We start from the raw sequence: 21545 nt of genomic DNA on the forward strand, positions 1-21545 counted from the left end.
ATCTCGTTGAACACGAACGGCCCGTCCGCCTAGCCTTCGGGAGTCCTCCCGGGTGGCCTCAGCCGCCGGAACACCGAGTCCTGCGCACGGGCCGTGCACAAGCCGCCCCCTTCGCAGGCGCTGTTGAGGAAGCCCCCACCATGCGCCACTCCCTCTCTCCTGCCCGCCTGGGCGCAGCCGGAGCAGCAGCCGCGCTGTTGCTCCTGCCGGTCGCCCCCCAGGCCTTCGCGGCCCCCTCCGTCACCCAGGACAGCCTGACGCCGTCCACCATGACCGCGGGCGTCGCCGCGTCGGCCAAGCTGACCGTGCACTCCTCCAGCTGCTTCACGGCCAAGACCCTCGGTGTCGGCGTCCGGGACGCGGCCGGGAAGAACCTGGACTTCCCGGGGAACGCGTCGAATGTCCGAATATGCCCGAGTGGTGCGAAGTTCACCAGCGGCTCGCGCACCCTGCCGGCAGGCACGTACACGATCTTCGGCTTCTGGCAGGAGTCCGGCGGAGCCTGGCACAACCTGCCCTCGCACAAGCTGACCGTCAACAAAGCCTCGACCGCGACGTCGAGCAGTGGTGGCTCCCCGGTCTCCGGCCAGTCCCTGGTCTGGTCCGACGACTTCTCCGGCAGCATCGCCTGGGGCTCGAAGTGGGTCGGCGACAACAGCTCGTCCTACGCCTACGGCGACCACAACCCGGACGACAACAAACTCGACTGGCTGGACCAGAGCAAGGTCACCACATCCGGCGGCGTCGCGACCTTCACCGCCCAGCCCTCCTCGCACACCCTGGAGAACGGAAAGCAGGCCTGGAACACGGGCCTGCTCACCACCGAGGGCTCCAGCGGCGGCTTCCAGGTGAAGACCGGAGACTACGCCGAGACCCGGGTCAAACTGCCCTCCGGCTCCGGCGCCTGGCCCGCCCTGTGGACCTGGAAGGACGGCAACGGCGAGATCGACTCCTTCGAGTACCACCCGGACAACCCGAATCTGCTGGAGCTGACCAACCACGTCACCTCCGGCTCCAAGTACTACACCGACTCCGCCGCGGTCGCGCCCGGCCAGTGGGTCACCATCGGCACCCACTACGGCGCGAGCTCGGTGGACTGGTACGTCAACGGCAAGAAGGTCTACTCCGACGGCCACGGCGTGGGCAGCGACTTCTCCGCCTACCTGATCCTCAACCTGTCGGTCAGCGCCGGCGAGTACCACCCCGCGCCCTCCGGCTCGACACCGCTGACCATGCAGGCGGACTACGTGAAGGTCTACCGCTGATCAGCAGTCGACGGACAGGGTGAACGGCATACGGTCGTTGCGCGGATCGCGGTCGTCCACGCTCACCACCTGGACGTGCCCCTCGGCCTTGGTGCCGGGGGGCACATCCGCGTCCACCCGGACCGGAACCAGCGCGGTGGCCGTCCGCATCCGCGCCAGACCCGGCCCGAAGGAGCAGCGCACCAGGCGGCCACGGGCCTCGGCGCGGCAGTCCTCGGGGAAGTACGGCCCCTGAGCGGTGAAGCCCGACGGCAGCCTCACGACCACGGTGAACGGCGACCCGGTCCGCTCCGGCCCCCTGTTGGCGACGAAGGCGTGCACCACGGTACGGCCGCCGGGCGGCGCGGCGGCCGGGTCGAACCGGACCACCTCCAGGTCGGAGTTCGAGGGTGCCGCCGCCAGACCGGACACGCACATCACCGCCATGCCCACCGTGAGGGCGGTCGTCACCCTTGTGGCCATCCGGCGCCTCCCACGTTCCGTGTATTGATCAACACTCACGGTAGCGGGACGACGTAGGATTCCCCGTGAGGGACGCCGTCAGTCGGTCGACTCCACCCACCCCGCCGCGACGATCCGCGCCGAGTCCGCCGGGTGCGCCTCGTCGAACAGGACGGCGTCCGGCGTCTCGACGCGGATTCCGTCGACGTACACCCCGCGGCCGACGGAGAGCTTGTCGGTCGTGTACCGCCAGCGCAGGGTCAGCTGCGGGTGCGCCGGGAGCTCGGCTGCCAGGCGGTGCCACAGGCGGCTCGACCAGCCGGTGACCGAGCCCGACGGATGCTCCTGCGGCTCCTCGCCGTGGCGCACGGTCGTGAAGGGGAGCGGCTGCCAGGTCGTGCCGCCGTCCGTGGTGGCCTCCAGGACGAGGACGTCCGAGGCGGGTTCGGTGTCCCACCACAGGGCGGAGGTCAGTCGTACCCCGCCGTCCGTCGTGTCGAGCTGGGGCAGGGTGAGCGTGGCGGTCGTGGCGTTCGCCATGCCCGAGAACCATGCGGTACGTCCGTGCGCCGGGCGTACCGGTACGGCGCGTGCCAGGTTGTTGCCTGCGGCGACCCGGGGAGCGGAGCCCGAACGCCAAGTGCGCACCGGGTGGACCGAGTTGCCGAGCACGACGAGGAAGGAGTCGGTGGTCGGGTCGAGCACCAGGGAGGTGCCGGTGAAACCGGTGTGCCCGGCGGTCCGCGGGGTGGCCATGGCGCCCATGTACCAGTGCTGGTAGAGCTCGAACCCGAGGCCGTGCTCGTGGCCGGGGAACGCGGTGTTGAAGTCGGTGAACATCAGCTCCACCGTCTCCGGGCGCAGGATGCGCGTCCGGCCGTAGCAGCCGCCGTTGAGCAGCGTCCGGCCGAGCACGGCCAGGTCCCAGGCACAGGAGAACACCCCGGCGTGTCCGGCGACCCCGCCGAGGCTGTACGCGTTCTCGTCGTGCACCTCGCCCCACACCAGCCCCCGCTCCAGACCGGACCAGGGCCCGCGCTCGTCCTCCGTGGCGGCGATCTTCGGCTTCCAGGAGGCGGGCGGGTTGTAGCGGGTGCGGTCGAGGCCGAGCGGCTCTGTGATCTCGTGGCGGAGGAGGGTGTCGAGCGTGCGGCCGGTGATCCTCTCCAGGACCAGCTGGAGCGAGATCAGATTCAGATCCGAGTAGAGATACTTGGTGCCCGGTGGATTGATCGGGGCTTCGTGGAGGACGAGCTGAACTTTCGCTTCGTGCGTCGGCGCCTTGTACAGCGGGATCCAGTCGCGGAATCCCGAGGTGTGGGTGAGGAGCTGACGGATCGTGATGTCCTGCTTGCCCGCAGCGCCGAACTCCGGGAGGTATGAGGCGACCGTCCCCTCCAGTTCCAGTGCGCCCCGTTCCATCTGCTGCACCGCCAGCAGCGAGGTGAACAGCTTGGACACCGAGGCAAGGTCGAAGACGGTGTCCTCGGCCATGGGGATCTGCCGGTCGGGCGGGAACTCGATGCCGGTGTCGGTCCTCTCGTCGTACGCCGCATAGCGCACCGCCATCCCGATGGGCCGGTGCAGCGCCACGGTGCCGCCCCGCCCCGCGAGCAGCACGGCACCCGCGTACCAGGGATGCTTGGGGGAGGGACCGAGGAACGACTCGGCGTCCACGACCAGTTGACGCAGATGGGCGGGGAGCAGCCCGGCGCGTTCCGGACTGCCGTGGCGCAGGGTGGGGTGGTGCCTGGAGTCCGTGGCCGCCGCGGCCGGTCCCGCGGGGAAGGGGGCGATGGTGAGGGCGCCGCCCAGGGCCAGGGCGGCGCGTCCGATCTGGCGACGCGTCGGCATCCGGCGGTCGCTCGCGTCTCTCTCCGCTGCGTCGTCGGTCACCCGAGAAACACTCGTGTCGGTTGTGAACCATGTCAACAAGGCCTGCCGCGCAATAAATCTGACGGTGTATCAGAAAAGCTCTTCCGTCGGCCGGAGGACTGCGGCATCCTGCGCCCATGCAGACGGAGCTGAGCAAGAAACTGGGAGTCGAGCACGCCATTTTCGGCTTCACGCCGTTCCCCGCCGTCGCCGCTGCCATCAGCCGGGCCGGCGGGTTCGGAGTGCTCGGCGCGGTCCGCTACACCGCCCCCGACGAGCTCAAGCGCGACCTCGACTGGGTCGAGGCCCACGTCGACGGCAGGCCGTACGGCCTCGATGTCGTCATGCCCGCCAAGAAGGTCGAGGGCGTGACCGAGGCCGACGTCGAGGCGATGATCCCCGAGGGGCACCGGCAGTTCGTCAAGGACACCCTCGCCAAGTACGGCGTCCCGGAACTCGCCGAGGGCGAGGCCTCCGGATGGCGCATCACCGGATGGATGGAGCAGGTCGCTCGTAACCAGCTCGACGTCGCCTTCGACTACCCCATCCGGCTGCTCGCCAACGCCCTCGGGTCCCCACCGGCCGACGTGGTCGCCCGTGCCCACGAGCGGAACGTGCTGGTCGCGGCCCTGGCGGGCAGCGCGCGACACGCCGTCAAGCACCAGGAAGCCGGCATCGACATCGTCGTCGCGCAGGGCTACGAGGCCGGCGGCCACACCGGTGAGATCGCCTCCATGGTGCTCACCCCGGAGGTCGTCGACGCCGTCGATCCGCTGCCCGTGCTGGCGGCCGGAGGTATCGGCAGCGGGCAGCAGGTGGCCGCCGCGCTCGCCCTCGGCGCCCAGGGCGTGTGGCTGGGCTCCCTGTGGCTGACCTGCACCGAGGCCGACCTCTCCTCGCCCGCGGTGACGCGGAAACTGCTCGCCGCCGGCTCGGGCGACACCGTCCGCTCCCGCGCGCTGACCGGGAAACCCGCACGCCAGCTCCGTACCGAGTGGACCGACGCGTGGGACGACCCGGCGGGACCCGGCACCCTCCCCATGCCCCTGCAGGGCCTGTTGGTCGCCGAGGCCCTCACCCGCATCCAGAAGTACGAGGTCGAACCCCTGCTCGGCACCCCGGTCGGCCAGATCGTCGGCCGCATGAACAGCGAACGCACCGTTCAGGCCGTCTTCGACGACCTCACCCGCGGCTTCGAGCAGGCCGTCGACCGCATCAACCGCATCGCCGGAAGGAGCGGCACATGACGAGTACGCCCCCCGCCGGATTCTGGGCCCAGGCAACCGCCGATCCCGACCGCACCGTCCTCGTCGCCCCTGACGGCGAGCATTGGACCGCCGGGCGCCTGCACGCCGCCGCCAACCAGCTGGTGCACGGCCTGCGCGCCGCCGGGCTGGAACGCGGCGACGCCTTCGCGGTCGTGCTGCCCAACGGCATCGAGTTCTTCACCGCGTACCTCGCCGCCAGCCAGGCAGGTTTCTATCTCGTCCCGGTCAACCACCACTTCGTCGGCCCGGAGATCGGCTGGATCGTCGCCGACTCCGGCGCCAAGGTGCTCATCTCCCACGAACGGTTCGCGACTCCCGCCCGCCACGCCGCCGAGGAGGCCGGGCTGCCGGCCACCCACCGGTACGCCGTCGGCACGGTCGAAGGCTTCCGCCCGTACGCCGAACTCCTCGACGGACAACCGGAGTCGGCGCCCTCGGACCGCGAGCTCGGCTGGGTCATGAACTACACGTCGGGCACCACCGGCCGCCCCCGCGGCATCCGCCGCCCGCTGCCCGGCAAGACCCCCGAGGAGGCCTATCTCGGCGGATTCCTCGGCATCTTCGGCATCAAGCCGTACGACGACAACGTCCACCTCGTCTGCTCCCCCCTCTACCACACCGCCGTGCTCCAGTTCGCGGGCGCGTCCCTGCACATCGGGCACCGGCTGGTCCTGATGGACAAGTGGACGCCCGAGGAGATGCTGCGGCTGATCGACCGCGAGAAGTGCACGCACACCCATATGGTCCCGACCCAGTTCCACCGCCTGCTCGCGCTCCCGGAGGACGTGCGTCGCTCGTACGACGTCTCGTCCATGCGGCACGCCATCCACGGCGCCGCCCCCTGCCCCGACCATGTGAAGCGGGCGATGATCGACTGGTGGGGCCACAGCGTGGAGGAGTACTACGCGGCCAGCGAGGGCGGCGGCGCCTTCGCCACCGCCGAGGACTGGCTGAAGAAGCCCGGGACCGTCGGCAAGGCCTGGCCCATCAGCGAACTCGCGGTCTTCGACGACGACGGGAACCGGCTGCCGCCCGGCGAACTCGGCACCGTCTACATGAAGATGCACACCGGCGGCTTCGCCTACCACAAGGACGAGGCCAAGACGAAGAAGAACCGCATCGGCGACTACTTCACCGTCGGTGACCTCGGCTATCTCGACGAGGACGGCTACCTCTTCCTCCGTGACCGCAAGATCGACATGATCATCTCGGGTGGGGTCAACATCTACCCGGCCGAGATCGAGTCGGCCCTGCTCGCCCACCCCGCCGTCGCCGACGCCGCCGTCTTCGGCATTCCGCACGACGGCTGGGGCGAGGAGGTCAAGGCGGTCGTCGAACCGGCCCCGGGCCATGAGCCGGGCCCCGCCCTCGCCGCCTCGATCCTCGACCACTGCGCCGAGCAACTCGCCGGCTACAAGCGGCCCAAGAGCGTCGACTTCATCGCCGAGATGCCCCGCGACCCGAACGGGAAGCTGTACAAGCGGCGGCTGCGCGACCCGTACTGGGAGGGGCGCACCCGTCCCGTGTGACGCCTTGGACGACCGGCGGCGGACGGACCGAACGCGACGGGGTGCCGGCGCGCCACGAAGGGGTGGTTGGGAGTGCCGACGGACGGGTGCTGAGCCTCCCGGGTGCTTGACCTGCCCCGGCCACGCGCCGAGGATCATCAGTCATGACGCAGGGACACGGCAGCACGGTTGACGGGGTGCTGCGGCGCAGCGCCCGACGCACCCCCGCGCGCATCGCGGTGGAGTACGGCGAGCGCAGGTGGACGTACGAGGAACTGGACGGGGCCGTCTCCCGCGCGGCGAGCGTCCTGCTCGAGCAGGGACTCGCCCCGGGCGACCGCGTCGGTGCCTACGGCCACAACTCGGACGCCTATCTGATCGGCTTCCTCGCCTGCGCCCGCGCGGGCCTGGTCCATGTGCCGGTCAACCAGAACCTGACCGGCGACGACCTCGCCTACATCGTCGGCCAGTCCGGCAGCTCGCTGGTCCTCACCGACCCCGACCTGAGCGGTCGACTCGCCGACGACGTACGGAGGTTGCCCCTGCGGGACGCCGACGATTCGCTGCTGGCCCGGCTGGCTGCGGCCCCCGCCCACGACGGACCCGAGCCGCGCACCGAGGACCTGGTACAGCTGCTGTACACCTCGGGTACGACCGCCCTGCCCAAGGGCGCGATGATGACGCACCGCGCCCTGGTGCACGAGTATCTGAGCGCGATCACCGCCCTCGACCTCAGCGCCGGCGACCGCCCCGTGCACTCCCTCCCGCTCTACCACTCCGCGCAGATGCATGTGTTCCTGCTGCCCTACCTCGCGGTCGGCGCCACGAACATCATCCTTGATGCGCCCGACGGCGACCGGCTCTTCGACCTCATCGAGAGCGGCCGCGCGGACAGCCTGTTCGCCCCGCCCACGGTGTGGATCGGCCTGTCCAACCGCCCCGACTTCACCACCCGCGACCTCAGCGGACTCCGCAAGGCGTACTACGGCGCCTCGATCATGCCGGTGCCCGTCCTGGAACGGCTGCGCGAACGACTCCCCAAGCTCGCCTTCTACAACTGCTTCGGCCAGAGCGAGATCGGCCCTCTGGCCACCGTCCTGGCACCGGACGAGCACAAGGGCCGCATGGACTCCTGCGGACGCCCCGTCCTGTTCGTCGACGCCCGCGTGGTCGACGAGGACGGCAAGGACGTCCCCGACGGCACGCCCGGCGAAATCGTCTACCGCTCCCCGCAGTTGTGCGAGGGCTACTGGGACAAACCCGAGGAGACCGCCGAGGCCTTCCGCGACGGCTGGTTCCACTCCGGCGACCTCGCGGTACGCGACGCGCACGGCTACTACACGATCGTCGACCGCGTGAAGGACGTCATCAACTCCGGTGGCGTACTGGTCGCTTCACGCCAGGTGGAGGACGCCCTCTACACTCACGAGTCCGTCGCGGAGGTCGCCGTGATCGGCTTGCCCGACGAACACTGGATCGAGGCGGTCACCGCAGTCGTCGTCCCGCGCGGCGAGGTGACCGAGGACCAGCTGATCGCACACGCCCGCGAGAAGCTCCCCCACTTCAAGGCACCGAAGCGGGTGGAGTTCGTCACGGAACTGCCGCGCAACGCCAGCGGAAAGATCCTCAAGAGAGAACTGCGGGACCGCTTCTCCGGCTAGCGCGACCGCCACAGGTCACGCAGGAGCGCGATCTCGGCCATGTGGTGGATGAACTCGAGGTTGGAGCCCCAGAGCACGCTGATGAACGGTTCGTCGGGGTCGGAGCCGTACGGGTACTGCGAGAAGCCGACCGTGTCGAGTTGCGCGTCGGTCATCGCGGCGACGCTGTCCCGCCAGCGGTCGATCAGCGCCCAGAAACGCTCGAGGGCCAGCGCGGCGGAAGGGGTGAAGTCGACCAGCAGCTTCGGCTCCTGTCGCCGCTCACCGAAGGTCCACTCCCACTGGCCCGCGAAGCAGAAGTGCAGATGCCCCAGCCGCCACGCGATGGTGGGGACCGGCACCTCGTCGGGCTCCACCGGCCCGGTGTGGGCGAGGACCTCCTGGACCCGCTCGACGCTCACACTCCAGTCCTCGGCGATCTTGGCGACGGACATGCCGGCGGCGGCCTGCCGGGCCACCTCGTCGTACTCGTTCGCCGGGATGTCCGGGGCACCCTGGTCGAGCACCCATTCGCCAGGCCCGAACGCCCTGGGTGTCGTCGCCTCGCCCCGGCGCCGGATCGACCAGCCGCCGGGCGCGGGCTCCCACAGGTACTCCTCGTCGCCGAGCCCCGTCAGCCGGACCTGAGCCATCTCCCTGGCGCGGTCGAACTGGTCGATGAGCAAGCCCAAACGGTCGGTCCGCACACCCGGGATCTGCATGCCGGCTCCCCTCGCGGTCGCAAGTCGCGCCTTCGTCGTGCGGCCGGATCCTAACGACGCGGTTCATGGCGGGCGAGCGATTTTCAGCGCCTCGCCGACGCGGCGCGGCACGGGCGTATTGGCGGATCTTGGGTTCGTTGCGCGCGCCCGTCGGCCGTGCTTGGCTCGCCCGATGAACCTTCTGCTGACGGCGAGTGGCCTGCGCAACGAGACGCTGCGGGATGCGCTGCGGGACATGCTGGGAAAGCCGTTCGGATCGGCGAACATCGTGTACGTGCCCACGGCATCGGTCGCCGAGCCCGGAGACCACGGCTGGTTCGTCGAGGACATGAACCGGCTCTACGGCCTCGGCTGGCGGGAGTTCGACGTCCTGGAACTGAACGGCCTGCCCCGCCGGCTGGTGCTCGACCGGCTGCTCCACGCCGACGTGATCTACGTCGAGGGCGGCAACCACTACCACCTGGCGCGCAGCATCACCGGCAACGGCCTGGCCGACGGCTTCCTTCAGGCGTTGGAGAGCCGGTTCTATGTGGGTGTCAGCGCCGGATCAATGATCTTCAGCCGCAATCTCACCGCACACTCCGCCGACGTCATCGGGGACACCAGGGACCTCCACCTGCTCGGCGCGACCACCGTGGAGCCGCCGTTCGGCCTCTTCGACTGGTACCTCAAGCCCCACCTGTACTCGCCGCATTTCCCCGAGCGGGACGACGCCTGGGCTGATCGCATCGCTGCGCGCGCGGACTTCCCGATCTACTTCATCGACGACGACACGGCCGTCCGCGTCCGGGACAGCAAGGTGGATGTCATCTCCGAAGGCCGGTGGCGGTTCCATCCGTGACACAACGGCGAGCCGCACATCGGCACAACCAGCGGCGCGCTACCGCAGGTCCACGATCCGCCTGATCTTCCCCACCGACCGCTCCAGCGACTCCGGCTCCACGATCTCCACCGCGACCGACACCCCGATACCGTCCTTCACCGCCGTCGCGATCGCCTGCGCGGCGGCATCCCGCACCTCGGGTCCGGCATCGGGCCGGGCCTCCGCCCGCACCGTGAGGGCGTCGAGACGGCCCTCCCGGGTCAGGCGCAGCTGGAAGTGCGGCGCGACACCGGGCGTGCGCAGCACGATCTCCTCGATCTGCGTCGGGAAGAGATTGACGCCCCGGAGGATCACCATGTCATCGCTGCGCCCGGTGACCTTCTCCATCCGCCGGAACACCCGCGCCGTGCCCGGCAGCAGCCGCGTCAGGTCACGCGTGCGGTACCGCACGACCGGCATCGCCTCCTTGGTCAGCGAGGTGAAGACGAGCTCGCCCTCCTCGCCGTCCGGCAGCACCTCACCGGTGATCGGATCGACGACCTCCGGGTAGAAGTGGTCCTCCCAGATGTGCAGCCCGTCCTTGGTCTCCACGCACTCCTGCGCCACGCCCGGGCCGATCACCTCGGACAGCCCGTATATGTCCACCGCGTCGATCGCGAACCGCTCCTCGATCTCCCGCCGCATCTCCTCGGTCCACGGCTCGGCCCCGAAGATCCCGACGCGCAGGGAGGTGCCGCGCGGATCGACGCCCTGGCGCTCGAACTCGTCGAGGAGCGTGAGCATGTACGACGGCGTCACCATGATGACCTGCGGTTCGAGGTCCTGGATCAGATGGACCTGGCGGGCCGTCATACCGCCGGAGGCGGGGATGACCGTACAGCCGAGCCGTTCCGCCCCGTAGTGTGCGCCGAGGCCGCCGGTGAACAGGCCATAGCCGTACGCCACATGCACCTTGTCGCCCGGTCGGCCACCCGCCGCCCGGATCGAGCGGGCCACCATGTCCGCCCACAGGGAGAGGTCCTTGTCCGTGTAGCCGACGACCGTGGGGCGGCCGGTGGTGCCGCTGGAGGCGTGGATCCGGCGGATGCGGTCCTGCGGCACGGCGAACATGCCGTACGGGTAGTTCTCACGCAGGTCCGCCTTCGTGGTGAACGGGAAACGGGCGAGGTCGGCCAGGGACCGGCAGTCGTCCGGGTGGACGCCGGCCTTGTCGAAGGACTCCCGGTAGAAGGAGACGTGCTCGTACGCATGCCGCAGCGAGGCCCGCAGCCGCTCCAGCTGCAGCGCCCGCAGCGCACCGGCGTCGAGCCGTTCCCCCGAATCCAGCAGCTCCGTCGCATCCACCATGGGGAGGTCTCCTTCACCAACCACATCAATACGGGCGACCGATCATTCGGTCGAGCTGTTCGGGATCAGTAATTCAGGCCAGGTCGGGGCAGGCAAGAGGACGGCCCGCATTTTCTGCTGCACCCCCACAACTGCGTTGCGCCACCGGGCCCTGGGACAGGAAGATCGGCGCATGCCGATCTTCACCGCAGCCGACGGGACCCAGCTCGCCTACCACCTCCGGGGCGAGGGTGAGCCGCTCGTCGTCCTGCCGGGCGGCCCGATGCAGGCCTCCTCCTACCTCGGAGACCTGGGCGGGCTCGCAGACCACCGCCGGCTGGTCCTGCTCGACCTGCGCGGCACCGGCGACTCGGCGGTACCGGAGGATCCGGCCACCTACCGGTGCGACCGGCTCGTGGACGACGTGGAGGCGCTCCGCGCCCACCTGGGCCTGGAGTGGATGGACCTGCTCGCCCATTCGGCCGGTGGCAGCCTGGCGATGCTGTACGCCGCCCGGCACCCGGAACGGGTGGCGCGGCTGGTCCTGGTCACCTGCATCCCGTGGGCACTGGGAAGGCAGCCCAGCGCCGAGGACCGGCTGGCCGCGGCCCGCCTGAGGAGCGGTGAGCCGTGGTTCGAGGACCTGTTCCCCGCCTTCGAGGCATGGCTGGCGGGAAAGACCGACTTCGACCCGGCGTTCGCGCCCTTCTTCTACGGCCGCTGGGACGACGCGGCGGCGGAGCACGATGCCGGCGCCGAGTTCAACGACGATGCCGCCGACGTCTACGGCTCCGACGGCGCCTACGACCCGCCGGCGACCACCGCCGCACTCGCCCGAGTGGCCGCACCGGTCCTCGTCCTCGCCGGCGAGCTCGACGGCGGCCCCCGCCCGGAGCTGGCGCGCGCCGCCGCCGACGTGTTCCCGAACGCCGAATTCACCGTCCAGCCTGGTGCGGGGCACTATCCGTGGGTGGACGACCCGGAGTGGTTCGCACGCCGGGTCGCCCGGTTCCTGGACCGGGACGAGGCCTTGGTGTCGCCGGCCGGGTAGGAGACCGGGCCCGGCGGCGCGCCGCTCGAGTTGCAGGATGTGCCGGCTGCCGTGACATTTGAGGTGGAGTGAAGAGTGCGAGGGGCCCTGTCCTCCCCCGAGAGGCCAGGGCCCTACGCACGTCCGCTTCGCTCAGCCGTGCGAGTTCAGCAGGTGCTGGTAGCAGCCGGAGCGCCACCCGCCGTCGCCCTGGAAGTTGTCCAGGAGGCTGTTGCCGGTGTCCTTGCCGACGACGCGGTCGACGCGCAGACCGGACTTCTGCCGGAAGAGCCGTAGGGGTCGGCTGGGACGTGGTGGAGGCGCACTGCCTGCTGCGACGGCACGGGTTGTTCCTGGAAGGCACGCGCGGCCCGCCCGGTCTTCTCGCCCGTACAGCCCGTCGGCCCGCCCGCTGTCGGTTCGCGGTGTCGGCGTGGATTTCCTCGCGGTACCACCGGGAGAGCAAAACGCCTGCCTGGCGACCCCGACGACGGCCCTGACACCGCCGCACGACCCGGGGACGCGCGGGTGTCTGTCCCCGGCCGACGGCCGGCCCCTGTGCTTCACCGGCAGGCGAGCAGCGTGGCGGCCCGGGTCACGGCTTGCGCGGTCCGGCCGCGGCAGCGCTTCGACGCCGCCGTAGCACGACATGACCGCCGATCAGGCTCAGCGCGAGGACGGTGAGTCCGACGCCGCCCGCCACGTCGAATCCGGCCGGCGCCGAGCCGCCGCCGACGCCCGCGTTCACCCCTCGCTGCGGAACCGGCGTGGAGGTTGCCGGCGCCGGGGTGAGCGTGGCGGGGGTGATGGCGGTGGAGGTGACCGTGGGCGAGGGCGAGGGCCTGCGCGGCAGGTCCTCGCAGGCGATGCCGTCGTGGTCCGCGTCCAGGCGGAACGGATCGCTCGGATTGGCGTTGAGTACCGCCTGCGCCTCTTCCTGGAACGCGAAGTCGCTGCAGTCCACGTCGGTCTGTGCATGGGCCGCGACGGCCGTCGGGCCGGTGGTCACGAGGAGGGCCAGTGCTGCTGTGCTCAGCACGCGGGTCGCTATGTGCATGTGGGTCCCCTTCAGGGCCGGTGATCCGCTCACCGTCACTGCGACCCTAGGGACGGCACCCCGCCCCGGCGCGTCGTGCTGAGCCGTCCGAAGGACCCCCTGCCGAACCGTCGTCGGCCGGCCGGCTCACCCGCCCTGCGGCCCGTATGCCGTCATGAAGCGGTCCCGGAACTTGTTCATGGTCCACTCCGGGGCGTTGTCCGCGGGCTTGATCCCGTCCGTCCAGCCCCAGTTCGAGACGCGGTCCAGGACCTTCGGGTCGCGGGCGACGATCGTCACCGGCACGTCCCGGTTGGCGGTGCCCCCGGTGACCGTGGGGACGGGCTGGTGGTCGCCGAGGAAGACGAGGACGGTCCTGTCGTCGCCGTAGCGCTGCATCCACTCGGTCAGGCTGTCCAGGGAGTACTGGATGGCCTTGCGGTACTCGGTGCGCACGCGCTGGGCGCTCTTCCAGACCTCCGTGGGGTTCGTGCCCTCCTTCTTGATCTTGTAGAAGACCTTGCCGTCCCCGAGGTCCTTCCAGTCGATCATGTGGGCGATGGGCGACCAGGGGTTGTGGCTGGACGCCAGGATGATCTCCGCCATGATCGGGTCGCGGTTCTTCTTGCTGTGCTCCAGCTTCTGGAAGGCCTCCAGGCTGAACTGGTCCGGCACCGGCGTCCAGCTGAAGTACGGGCCCTGGTAGCCGAGGTGCGTGGAGTCGTAGATGTGGTCGAGGCCGAAGTACTTGCCCTCCGGCCAGGCCTTGCGGACGCCCGGCACGATGCCGACCGTGCGCCAGGCGCCGGTCTTCTGGAAGTAGCTGGTGAGGGTGGCGCGGTCACTGGTGGTCAGGGTCCGGTACCGCTGCTGGTTCTTGATCCACAGTCCGGACAGGAACGTCGAGTGGGCGAGCCAGCTGCCGGCGCCCGTCACGGGCGACCTGAGCCAGCCGCTGCGCGCCGCGAAGCCCGCCGCCTTGAGCCGGGCGTCGCCCGCCTTGAGCGTCGCGTCGACCTCCGGTCCCATCGTCGGGTCGTCGATCGCCACCCGGCCGTAGCTCTCGATGAAGGTGAACATGACGTCCTTGCCGCGCAGCCCGGTCAGCAGCCGGTCGGCCGGGGTTTTCGCGTAGGCGTCGACCGCCATCTGCTTCTTGAAGACGTCGGCGTCACCGAGGCCGTCGCGGACGTACTGCACACGGTTGGCGAGGTACTGGGCGTAGCCGTTGGTGGCGAGCGTGACACCACCGAACTGCACGCCCAGGGTGAAGCAGAGGATCCACACGACGCCGAGGACCAGCGTGGAGCGTACGGCGACGGGCCGGTGCCGGGCCAGCACGTTCGCCAGCCGCACCATCGCGAGCGCGCTCAACGTGAGCACTGCGATGACCAGGACGATCACCCCGACCACCGCGAGCACCTCGCCCGAGCGCCCGAAGGAGTCCTTCACCCAGTCCGCACCGTCGCTCAGCAGCACCCAGTCGAAGACCAGGTCGAACGGCCGGGCCAGGGTCTGCCGGAACCCCATGTCGAGGCATTTCAGAACGCCGGACAGCCCGACGAACGCCCCCAGGATCACGGCCGTGATCCGCCGCCCCTTCGACGGCAGCACGAGCAGGACGGCCGCGAGGAAGATCACCTCGACCGGGAGACGGAGGAACGACTGGACAGTGATCCAGTCGAGGCGGTTGGGCACGAGGAGTACGACGAACACCAGCACAGCGGCCAGAACGGTCGTGCCCATGTGCACGCCCATCGCCGTACGGGGGTATCGACGGCGCCAGCCGAACCAGCCCGGGCGGGTGGGGGAGCCGGCTGCGCCCGTCGGGTCGGGCTCGTCGGTGGTGGACGTGGAGGCGTCGGCTTCCTCGTCGGCGGAATCTTCGCCGGTCGAAGCCGTGTCGGGGACGACGGCCTCGGCCGGCTCCCTCTCGTCCTTCGCGCCGCCGTCCGTCTCCGTCGCCGGAGAGTCTCCGGCCGGCTCGCCCGCCTCCTTCGTCGCCGGCCCGGGCGTCTCGTCCGCCGCGCCGGCCGCCACCACCTGCGCCGGCTCCGGGTCGGTCGCCACGGGAGCGGTCGAGGCCTCCTCGGCTCTGGTCCTGTCCGGTGCGTCCGCGTCCGTCTCCGGCAGTTGACGAGGGGGCGTGAGGTGCGACACCCGTGGGTCCTTCCGTGCGAAACCGCTGATGGCACGGCGGACCGGGCCCGCAGGGCCGAGCCGCCAACCTCGCGTACGGCCCTGCGTCACCCTCCGTTCAAACACCCGGGTCAACCGCGCGCAAAGAGTACGCCCGCCGCCCCGCACGGCCCACTGCGGGCCCCGGCTTTCCGGCTAGCGGTTAGCGGTCCGCCGCGACCGCCACCTCCCGGGCCCACCGGTAGTCGGCCTTGCCACTGGGCGACCGCCGTATCGCCTCGGTGATCACCAGCTGCCGCGGGATCTTGTAACCGGCGAGATGGGTACGGCAGTAGGACTGCACATCCTCCAGCGAAGGCCGTGGCGCGCCCTCGCGCAGTTGCACCACCGCCGCCACGTGATTGCCCCACTTCATGTCCGGCACCCCGGCCACCAGCGCGTCGTACACGTCGGGATGGGACTTCAGGGCCTGCTCGACCTCCTCGGGGTACACCTTCTCGCCCCCGGTGTTGATGCACTGCGAGCCGCGTCCGAGGACCGTGACCACGCCCTCCTCGTCCACTGTCCCCATGTCGCCGAGCAGCACCCACCGCTCGCCGTCCTTCTCGAAGAAGGTCTCGGCGGTTTTCTCCGGGTCGTTGTAGTAGCCGAGCGGGACGTGGCCGCACTGTGCGACCCGGCCCACCTCGCCCGCGGCGACCGGCTCGTGGGTGGCCGGATCGACCACCTGCGTACGAGAGTTGACGCGGATGCGGAAGGACTGCCCGGCCCCGGAGTCGGCCGTCGCCGTGCCGTTGAAACCGGACTCGGAGGAGCCGTAGTTGTTCAGCAGCATCGCGTTCGGCAGCAGTTCCTGGAACTGCCGGCGCACCGTCTCGGAGAGCACCGCGCCGGACGAGGACACGCTGAACACCGACGAGCAGTCCGTGCCCTTCATGGGTCCGGCCAGGGCGTCGATCAGCGGCCGCAGCATCGCGTCGCCGACCAGCGAGATGCTGGTGACCTTCTCTTTCTCGATCGTCCGCAGCACCTCCTCGGGCACGAACTTGCGGTGGATCACGACCCGCTGCCCGAAGTTGAAGCCGATGAACGAGGTGAGGGTGGAGGTGCCGTGCATCAGCGGGGGAGTGGGGAAGAAGGTGATCCCGGAGCCACCGGCCGCGACCCGCTCGGCGAGCTCCTGAGGTTTCCTGATCGGCTCACCGGTGGGCGCGCCCCCGCCCAGACCGGAGAAGAACAGGTCCTCCTGGCGCCACATCACGCCCTTGGGCATCCCGGTGGTGCCGCCGGTGTAGATGATGAACTGGTCGTCGCCCGAGCGCGCCGGGAAGCCGCGCTCCGGCGACCCGCCCGCCTCGGCCTCGGCGAAGGGAACGGCAGCAACCCCGCCCTGCGCCCCGCCCACTCGCACCAGATGCCGCAGCTTCGGACACTGCGGCAGCGCCGCCGCCACCCGCTCGTCGAACTCCGCGTCGAAGACCAGCGCCACCAGATCGGCGTCCCGGTACAGGTACACCAACTCGTCTTCTACGTAACGGTAGTTGACGTTGACCGGGACGATCCGCGCCTTCAGGCACCCGAACACCGTCTGCAGATACTCGATGCCGTTGTAGAGATGCAGCCCGAGGTGTTCGCCGGGGCGGATCCCGGCGTCGATCAGATGGTGGCCGATACGGTTCGCCGCCGCGTCCAGCTCCTCGTACGTCAGGCGTCGCTCCGCGCCCGTGCCCGGGTGGTCGATGTACACCAGCGCCTCGCGCTCCGGCACCACGTCGACGACCGACTCGAACAGGTCGGCAAGGTTGTACTCCACCGCTCCTCCTGACCCCGGCAGCCATGACGAAGAACAGCCATGGCGAAGAAAGGCGCATCCGTCGGTTCGCCGGTCATCAGAGCAAAGCGGGCGGCAACTGTGAAGGGCCCGCGCGAAGAAATCTGACTGTCTGTCAGAAAACCCTTGAAGTGGCTCCCCGCCTACTGCAACCTGTTCTCGTTCTTTGAGAGGGGAGATGGGTGATGGGTGGGACCGAACACCTCACCGTGCAGCGCGAAGGCGCCACACTGGTGCTCACGCTCAACAGGCCGGACGCCAAGAACGCGCTCTCGCTGTCCATGCTGGTCGGTCTCTACGACGGCTGGATCGAGGCCGACGAGGACGATGCCGTCCGCTCGGTCGTGCTGACCGGTGCGGGCGGCGCGTTCTGCGCCGGCATGGACCTCAAGGCCCTGGCCGGTCAGGGCATGGAGGGCGAGCACCACCGGGACCGCCTCAAGGCCGACCCGGACCTGCACTGGAAGGCGATGCTGCGCCACCACCGCCCCCGCAAACCGGTGATCGCCGCCGTCGAGGGCTACTGCGTGGCGGGCGGCACGGAGATCCTCCAGGGCACCGACATCCGCGTCGCGGGGGAGTCGGCGACGTTCGGGCTCTTCGAGGTCAAGCGGGGGCTGTTCCCGATCGGCGGCTCGACGGTGCGCCTGCAGCGGCAGATCCCGCGCACCCACGCGTTGGAGATGCTGCTCACGGGGCGCCCCTACACGGCCCGGGAGGCCGCCGACATCGGCCTGATCGGCCATGTCGTGCCCGACGGCACCGCCCTCGCCAAGGCTCTGGAGATCGCCGAACAGATCAACGCCTGCGGTCCGCTCGCCGTGGAGGCCGTCAAGGCGTCCGTCTACGAGACCGCCGAGATGACGGAGACGGACGGGCTCGCCTCCGAACTCAAGCGGGGGTGGCCGGTCTTCGACACGGCCGATGCCAGGGAGGGGGCGCGTGCCTTTGCGGAGAAACGGCTGCCCGTTTACAGGCGCGCGTAGTGCTGCGCCGGCTCAGGCCGGTTTGGAGACTGCGGGCCGGATGTGGCTGGTCGCGGCCACGCGGCGGAGCCGCACATGTCACAGCCCCGTGCCCCTGAAGGGGCGCGTCCTGACCGTCGTTCTCTCAAGGAGGTAGCCCCGGTGGCCGAAGTCCTCAAGGCTCCCCTCGCCGTCGAATTCCCCTTCACCCGCTCCCTCGGGCCCGTGCAGAGCGCCTTTCTGACCGGTCTGCGTGAGCGTGTCGTCCTCGGGGTGAGGACCGGGGACGGCCGTGTCCTCGTCCCGCCCGTCGAGTACGACCCCGTCACCGCCGAGGAGATCCGCGACCTGGTCGAGGTCGCACCCACCGGTACGGTCACCACCTGGGCCTGGAACCACGAACCCCGCCGCGGACAGCCCCTCGACACCCCCTTCGCCTGGGTCCTGGTCCGTCTCGACGGGGCCGACACCGCCCTGCTGCACGCCCTCGACGTTCCCGGACCGGACGCCGTACGCACCGGCATGCGTGTCCGCATCCGCTGGTCCGAAGCACGCGAAGGCGCCATCACCGACATCGCCTGCTTCGAGCCCCACGACGGCGAACCGGCCCGAACCGGCGGCCACACCGGCGAGTTCGAGGATGCGATCAGCGGCATCGTCGCCCACGCCCGCCTCGACTACACCTACTCGCCCGGCCGCGCCCAGACCGCCTACATCAACGCCCTCTCCGAGCGGCGGACCGTCGGCGAACGCTGCCCCTCCTGCCGCAAGGTCTACGTGCCGCCCAGGGGCGCCTGCCCCACCTGCGGCGTCGCCACGTCGGAACAGGTCGAGGTGGGGCCGCGCGGCACGGTCACCACCTTCTGCATCGTCAACATCAAGGCGAAGAACCTGGACATCGAAGTGCCGTACGTCTACGCCCACATCGCCCTCGACGGCGCCGGCCTCGCGCTGCACGGCCGTATCGGCGGCATCCCCTACGACCAGGTGCGCATGGGTCTGCGCGTCGAACCGGTGTGGACCGAGGGGGCCCGCTACCCCGACCACTACCGGCCCGCCGGCGAGCCCGACGCGGACTACGAGACGTACAAGGAGCTGCTGTGATGCGTGACATAGCACTGGTGGCCTTCGCCCAGACCGACCACCGCCGCACCAGCGAGGAGCTCTCCGAGGTCGAGATGCTCATGCCGGTGCTGCACGACGTCCTCGACCAGACCGGGCTGAAGACCGCCGACATCGGCTTCACCTGCTCCGGCTCCAGCGACTACCTGGCCGGGCGCGCGTTCTCCTTCACCCTCGCCCTCGACGGCGTCGGCGCCTGGCCGCCGATCTCCGAGTCGCACGTGGAGATGGACGGCGCCTGGGCCCTGTACGAGGCGTGGACGAAACTCCTCACCGGGGACGCCGACACCGCCCTCGTCTACTCGTACGGCAAGTCCTCGCCCGGCTCCGTGCGCGACGTCCTGACCCGGCAGCTCGACCCGTACTACGTGGCCCCCCTGTGGCCCGACTCCGTCGCCCTGGCCGCCCTTCAGGCGCAGGCCCTGATCGATGCGGGCGACACCGACGAGCCCGCGCTCGCCGCCGTCGCCGCCCGCAGCCGTGCGGACGCCACCGCCAACTCCCATGCCCAGCTGCGGGGTTCGGTGCCGCAAGGGGACTACCTCGTACGGCCCCTGCGCACCGGAGACTGCCCGCCGATCGGCGACGGCGCGGCCGCCGTGATCCTCGCGGCGGGGGAGCGGGCCCGGGAACTGTGTGAACGGCCCGCCTGGATCCGCGGCATCGACCACCGCATCGAAGCCCACGGACTCGGTGTCCGCGACCTGACGGACTCGCCCTCCACCCGGCTGGCCGCCGAGAAAGCGGGGGCCTTCGAACGGCCCGTCGACACCGCCGAGTTGCACGCACCCTTCCCCTCGCAGGAGATCGTGCTGCGCAAGGCACTGCGGCTCGGCGACGAGGTGCGGGTCAACCCGTCCGGCGGGGCCCTCGCCGCCAACCCGATCATGGCCGCCGGGCTCATCCGCATGGGTGAGGCCGCCGCCGGCATCCACCGGGGCGAGTCCGACCGGGCGCTCGCCCACGCCACCTCCGGGCCCTGTCTGCAGCAGAACCTGGTCGCCGTACTCGAAGGGGATCCGCGATGAGCAAGGAGCCCGTGGCCGTCGTAGGCATCGGCCAGACCAAGCACGTGGCGGCGCGGCGGGACGTGTCGATCGCGGGACTTGTGCGAGAGGCCGCCCAACGAGCCCTCGACGACGCCGAGTTGACCTGGGCCGACATCGACGCCGTCGTCATCGGCAAGGCGCCCGACTTCTTCGAGGGCGTGATGATGCCCGAGCTCTACCTCGCCGACGCGCTCGGCGCGGTGGGCAAACCGATGCTGCGGGTGCACACCGCCGGATCCGTCGGCGGCTCGACGGCGCTCGTCGCCGCCAATCTGGTCGCGGCGCGCGTCCACGGCACTGTGCTGACGCTGGCCTTCGAGAAGCAGTCCGAGTCCAACGCCATGTGGGGCCTGTCCCTGCCGATCCCCTTCCAGCAGCCGCTGCTCGCCGGGGCAGGCGGCTTCTTCGCCCCGCATGTGCGCGCGTACATGCGGCGCACCGGCGCGCCCGACACGGTCGGCTCGCTGGTGGCGTACAAGGACCGGCGCAATGCCCTGAAGAACCCGTATGCCCACCTCCATGAGCACGACATCACCCTGGAGAAGGTCCAGGCCTCGCCCATGCTGTGGGACCCGATCCGCTACTCCGAGACCTGCCCGTCCTCCGACGGCGCCTGCGCCATGGTGCTGACCGACCGGGCCGGCGCGGCCCGTGCGCCCCGGCCGGCCGCGTGGATGCTGGGCGGCGCCATGCGCAGCGAGCCCACCCTGTTCGCCGGCAAGGACGCCGTGTCGCCGCAGGCCGGCAAGGACTGTGCCGCCGACGTCTACCGCCAGGCCGGGATCACCGACCCGCGCCGCGAGATCGACGGCGCCGAGATCTATGTGCCGTTCTCCTGGTACGAGCCGATGTGGCTGGAGAACCTCGGCTTCGCCGAGGAGGGCGAGGGCTGGAAACTCACCGAATCCGGGGTGACCGAGCTGGACGGGGACCTGCCCGTCAACATGTCGGGCGGTGTCCTGTCGACCAACCCCATCGGCGCCTCCGGCATGATCCGTTTTGCCGAGGCGGCGCTCCAGGTGCGCGGACAGGCCGGAGAACACCAGGTGGAAGGGGCCCGTCGGGTCCTCGGACACGCCTACGGGGGCGGATCGCAGTTCTTCTCGATGTGGCTCGTGGGGAGCGAACCCCCGGAGACGTAGAAGACTCCGGAAAGGTCCCCCTCACGTGGCCTGTTGACATCAGAAACCGATCGCTAGGCTGGCCGCGGACGACGAATCGGGAGGAGCACGGACGTGGCCGAGAGCACCATCCAGCAGCACCCGCTTGCGGGCTGGGACAAGCCTGAGCTGGACCTGAGCAACGCCGATTGGCACTCGAGCAGCCGTGGCCTGGGGGATGTCCAGATCGCCTTTGTCGAGGGATTCATCGCGATGCGCAACAGCGGCCGCCCGGAAAGCCCTTCCCTGATCTTCACGCCCGCGGAATGGGGCGCGTTCGTGTCGGGGGCGCGGGAAGGAGAGTTCGACCTGACCTGACCCGGCGGCCGTGCGGCTGAGCCGACG

18 protein-coding genes are annotated in these 21545 nt (G+C 70.2%); 11 read left to right on the plus strand and 7 right to left on the minus strand.

The annotated features are described in order from the left end of the window. The first annotated feature begins 140 nt into the window (after window positions 1–140). The gene (locus ACFY1E_RS25005) at window positions 141–1265 is read left to right on the plus strand and encodes a hypothetical protein (RefSeq protein WP_389079590.1); all 1125 of its coding nucleotides are present in this window, start codon (window positions 141–143) and stop codon (window positions 1263–1265) included. Here the strand turns inward: ACFY1E_RS25005 and ACFY1E_RS25010 are convergent, their stop codons facing one another. Together ACFY1E_RS25010 and ACFY1E_RS25015 are read right to left on the minus strand one after the other, a co-directional pair. After that, window positions 1266–1727 carry a hypothetical protein gene (locus ACFY1E_RS25010; protein WP_389079591.1) on the minus strand — a complete coding sequence of 154 codons (462 nt, stop codon included), beginning with the start codon at window positions 1725–1727 and terminating at the stop codon, window positions 1266–1268. It abuts the gene before it with no gap. Window positions 1728–1805: 78 nt separating this feature from the next. Beyond that, window positions 1806–3560 carry a serine hydrolase gene (locus tag ACFY1E_RS25015; RefSeq protein ID WP_389079821.1) on the minus strand — a complete coding sequence of 585 codons (1755 nt, stop codon included), beginning with the start codon at window positions 3558–3560 and terminating at the stop codon, window positions 1806–1808. 158 nt (window positions 3561–3718) lie between these two features. Here ACFY1E_RS25015 and ACFY1E_RS25020 point away from each other — a divergent pair, with 158 nt between their 5' ends. The 3 genes from ACFY1E_RS25020 (at window position 3719) to ACFY1E_RS25030 (ending at window position 8018) form a co-directional block, all read left to right on the plus strand. Beyond that, window positions 3719–4828: an NAD(P)H-dependent flavin oxidoreductase gene (locus ACFY1E_RS25020; RefSeq protein ID WP_389079592.1), complete on the plus strand. Its 1110-nt coding sequence runs from the start codon at window positions 3719–3721 to the stop codon at window positions 4826–4828. After that, window positions 4825–6378: an acyl-CoA synthetase gene (locus tag ACFY1E_RS25025; RefSeq protein ID WP_389079594.1), complete on the plus strand. Its 1554-nt coding sequence runs from the start codon at window positions 4825–4827 to the stop codon at window positions 6376–6378. The genes ACFY1E_RS25020 and ACFY1E_RS25025 overlap by 4 nt, the downstream gene beginning before the upstream one ends. A gap of 143 nt (window positions 6379–6521) precedes the next feature. Next, window positions 6522–8018, plus strand: coding sequence for an acyl-CoA synthetase (locus ACFY1E_RS25030; protein ID WP_389079595.1), 1497 nt, complete (start codon window positions 6522–6524; stop codon window positions 8016–8018). On the opposite strand, the gene ACFY1E_RS25035 is transcribed toward ACFY1E_RS25030, so the two are convergent. After that, window positions 8015–8719 (minus strand): DinB family protein, encoded by a 705-nt coding sequence (locus tag ACFY1E_RS25035; protein ID WP_389079596.1) that lies wholly within the window; start codon window positions 8717–8719, stop codon window positions 8015–8017. The genes ACFY1E_RS25030 and ACFY1E_RS25035 overlap by 4 nt on opposite strands. A gap of 172 nt (window positions 8720–8891) precedes the next feature. On the opposite strand from ACFY1E_RS25035, the gene ACFY1E_RS25040 reads away from it, so the two are divergent. Beyond that, window positions 8892–9560 carry a Type 1 glutamine amidotransferase-like domain-containing protein gene (locus ACFY1E_RS25040; protein ID WP_389079598.1) on the plus strand — a complete coding sequence of 223 codons (669 nt, stop codon included), beginning with the start codon at window positions 8892–8894 and terminating at the stop codon, window positions 9558–9560. A gap of 39 nt (window positions 9561–9599) precedes the next feature. Here the strand turns inward: ACFY1E_RS25040 and paaK are convergent, their stop codons facing one another. Then, window positions 9600–10889: a phenylacetate--CoA ligase PaaK gene (paaK, locus tag ACFY1E_RS25045; protein ID WP_389079599.1), complete on the minus strand. Its 1290-nt coding sequence runs from the start codon at window positions 10887–10889 to the stop codon at window positions 9600–9602. 172 nt (window positions 10890–11061) lie between these two features. Between paaK and ACFY1E_RS25050 the strand changes: the two genes are divergently transcribed. Beyond that, on the plus strand, window positions 11062–11919 hold the full coding sequence (locus ACFY1E_RS25050) for an alpha/beta fold hydrolase (protein ID WP_389079601.1): 858 nt from the start codon (window positions 11062–11064) through the stop codon (window positions 11917–11919). Window positions 11920–12493: 574 nt separating this feature from the next. On the opposite strand, the gene ACFY1E_RS25055 is transcribed toward ACFY1E_RS25050, so the two are convergent. The 3 genes from ACFY1E_RS25055 to ACFY1E_RS25065 all read right to left on the minus strand — a co-directional run bounded on the left by ACFY1E_RS25055 (window position 12494) and on the right by ACFY1E_RS25065 (window position 16886). Continuing rightward, complete coding sequence (locus ACFY1E_RS25055; RefSeq protein ID WP_389079602.1) at window positions 12494–12955, minus strand: excalibur calcium-binding domain-containing protein; 462 nt, start codon at window positions 12953–12955, stop codon at window positions 12494–12496. Window positions 12956–13081: 126 nt separating this feature from the next. Then, window positions 13082–15094, minus strand: a complete 2013-nt coding sequence (locus ACFY1E_RS25060; RefSeq protein WP_389079604.1) for a sulfatase — start codon at window positions 15092–15094, stop codon at window positions 13082–13084. Between the two features lie 181 nt (window positions 15095–15275). Further along, a complete protein-coding gene (locus ACFY1E_RS25065; protein WP_389079605.1) occupies window positions 15276–16886 on the minus strand; it encodes an acyl-CoA synthetase in 1611 nt (536 codons plus the stop codon). Window positions 16887–17089: 203 nt separating this feature from the next. On the opposite strand from ACFY1E_RS25065, the gene ACFY1E_RS25070 reads away from it, so the two are divergent. The 5 genes from ACFY1E_RS25070 to ACFY1E_RS25090 all read left to right on the plus strand — a co-directional run bounded on the left by ACFY1E_RS25070 (window position 17090) and on the right by ACFY1E_RS25090 (window position 21518). After that, the gene (locus tag ACFY1E_RS25070) at window positions 17090–17890 is read left to right on the plus strand and encodes a crotonase/enoyl-CoA hydratase family protein (RefSeq protein ID WP_389079607.1); all 801 of its coding nucleotides are present in this window, start codon (window positions 17090–17092) and stop codon (window positions 17888–17890) included. 141 nt (window positions 17891–18031) lie between these two features. Beyond that, the gene (locus ACFY1E_RS25075; RefSeq protein ID WP_389079608.1) at window positions 18032–18973 is read left to right on the plus strand and encodes a Zn-ribbon domain-containing OB-fold protein; all 942 of its coding nucleotides are present in this window, start codon (window positions 18032–18034) and stop codon (window positions 18971–18973) included. Beyond that, window positions 18973–20019, plus strand: coding sequence for a thiolase domain-containing protein (locus ACFY1E_RS25080; protein ID WP_389079610.1), 1047 nt, complete (start codon window positions 18973–18975; stop codon window positions 20017–20019). Before ACFY1E_RS25075 ends, ACFY1E_RS25080 begins: the two co-directional genes overlap by 1 nt. Then, entirely contained in the window at window positions 20016–21182 is a 1167-nt protein-coding gene (locus ACFY1E_RS25085) for a thiolase domain-containing protein (RefSeq protein ID WP_389079611.1), read from the plus strand. The genes ACFY1E_RS25080 and ACFY1E_RS25085 overlap by 4 nt, the downstream gene beginning before the upstream one ends. Window positions 21183–21275: 93 nt before the next feature. Beyond that, a complete protein-coding gene (locus tag ACFY1E_RS25090; protein ID WP_151478766.1) occupies window positions 21276–21518 on the plus strand; it encodes a DUF397 domain-containing protein in 243 nt (80 codons plus the stop codon). Window positions 21519–21545 lie beyond the last annotated feature (27 nt).

The organism is Streptomyces sp. NPDC001604 (assembly GCF_042893475.1).
Lineage (GTDB): Bacteria > Actinomycetota > Actinomycetes > Streptomycetales > Streptomycetaceae > Streptomyces.

What these genes read in the sequence shown, in the direction of transcription:
- ACFY1E_RS25050 (WP_389079601.1), top strand. Translation starts at nt 11,062, where the DNA reads ATGCCGATCTTCACCGCAGCCGACGGGACCCAGCTCGCCTACCACCTC.
- ACFY1E_RS25035 (WP_389079596.1), bottom strand. Translation starts at nt 8,719, where the DNA reads ATGCAGATCCCGGGTGTGCGGACCGACCGTTTGGGCTTGCTCATCGAC.
- ACFY1E_RS25040 (WP_389079598.1), top strand. Translation starts at nt 8,892, where the DNA reads ATGAACCTTCTGCTGACGGCGAGTGGCCTGCGCAACGAGACGCTGCGG.
- ACFY1E_RS25085 (WP_389079611.1), top strand. Translation starts at nt 20,016, where the DNA reads ATGAGCAAGGAGCCCGTGGCCGTCGTAGGCATCGGCCAGACCAAGCAC.
- paaK (WP_389079599.1), bottom strand. Translation starts at nt 10,889, where the DNA reads ATGGTGGATGCGACGGAGCTGCTGGATTCGGGGGAACGGCTCGACGCC.
- ACFY1E_RS25020 (WP_389079592.1), top strand. Translation starts at nt 3,719, where the DNA reads ATGCAGACGGAGCTGAGCAAGAAACTGGGAGTCGAGCACGCCATTTTC.
- ACFY1E_RS25030 (WP_389079595.1), top strand. Translation starts at nt 6,522, where the DNA reads ATGACGCAGGGACACGGCAGCACGGTTGACGGGGTGCTGCGGCGCAGC.
- ACFY1E_RS25010 (WP_389079591.1), bottom strand. Translation starts at nt 1,727, where the DNA reads ATGGCCACAAGGGTGACGACCGCCCTCACGGTGGGCATGGCGGTGATG.
- ACFY1E_RS25080 (WP_389079610.1), top strand. Translation starts at nt 18,973, where the DNA reads ATGCGTGACATAGCACTGGTGGCCTTCGCCCAGACCGACCACCGCCGC.
- ACFY1E_RS25025 (WP_389079594.1), top strand. Translation starts at nt 4,825, where the DNA reads ATGACGAGTACGCCCCCCGCCGGATTCTGGGCCCAGGCAACCGCCGAT.
- ACFY1E_RS25055 (WP_389079602.1), bottom strand. Translation starts at nt 12,955, where the DNA reads ATGCACATAGCGACCCGCGTGCTGAGCACAGCAGCACTGGCCCTCCTC.
- ACFY1E_RS25005 (WP_389079590.1), top strand. Translation starts at nt 141, where the DNA reads ATGCGCCACTCCCTCTCTCCTGCCCGCCTGGGCGCAGCCGGAGCAGCA.
- ACFY1E_RS25015 (WP_389079821.1), bottom strand. Translation starts at nt 3,560, where the DNA reads ATGCCGACGCGTCGCCAGATCGGACGCGCCGCCCTGGCCCTGGGCGGC.
- ACFY1E_RS25070 (WP_389079607.1), top strand. Translation starts at nt 17,090, where the DNA reads ATGGGTGGGACCGAACACCTCACCGTGCAGCGCGAAGGCGCCACACTG.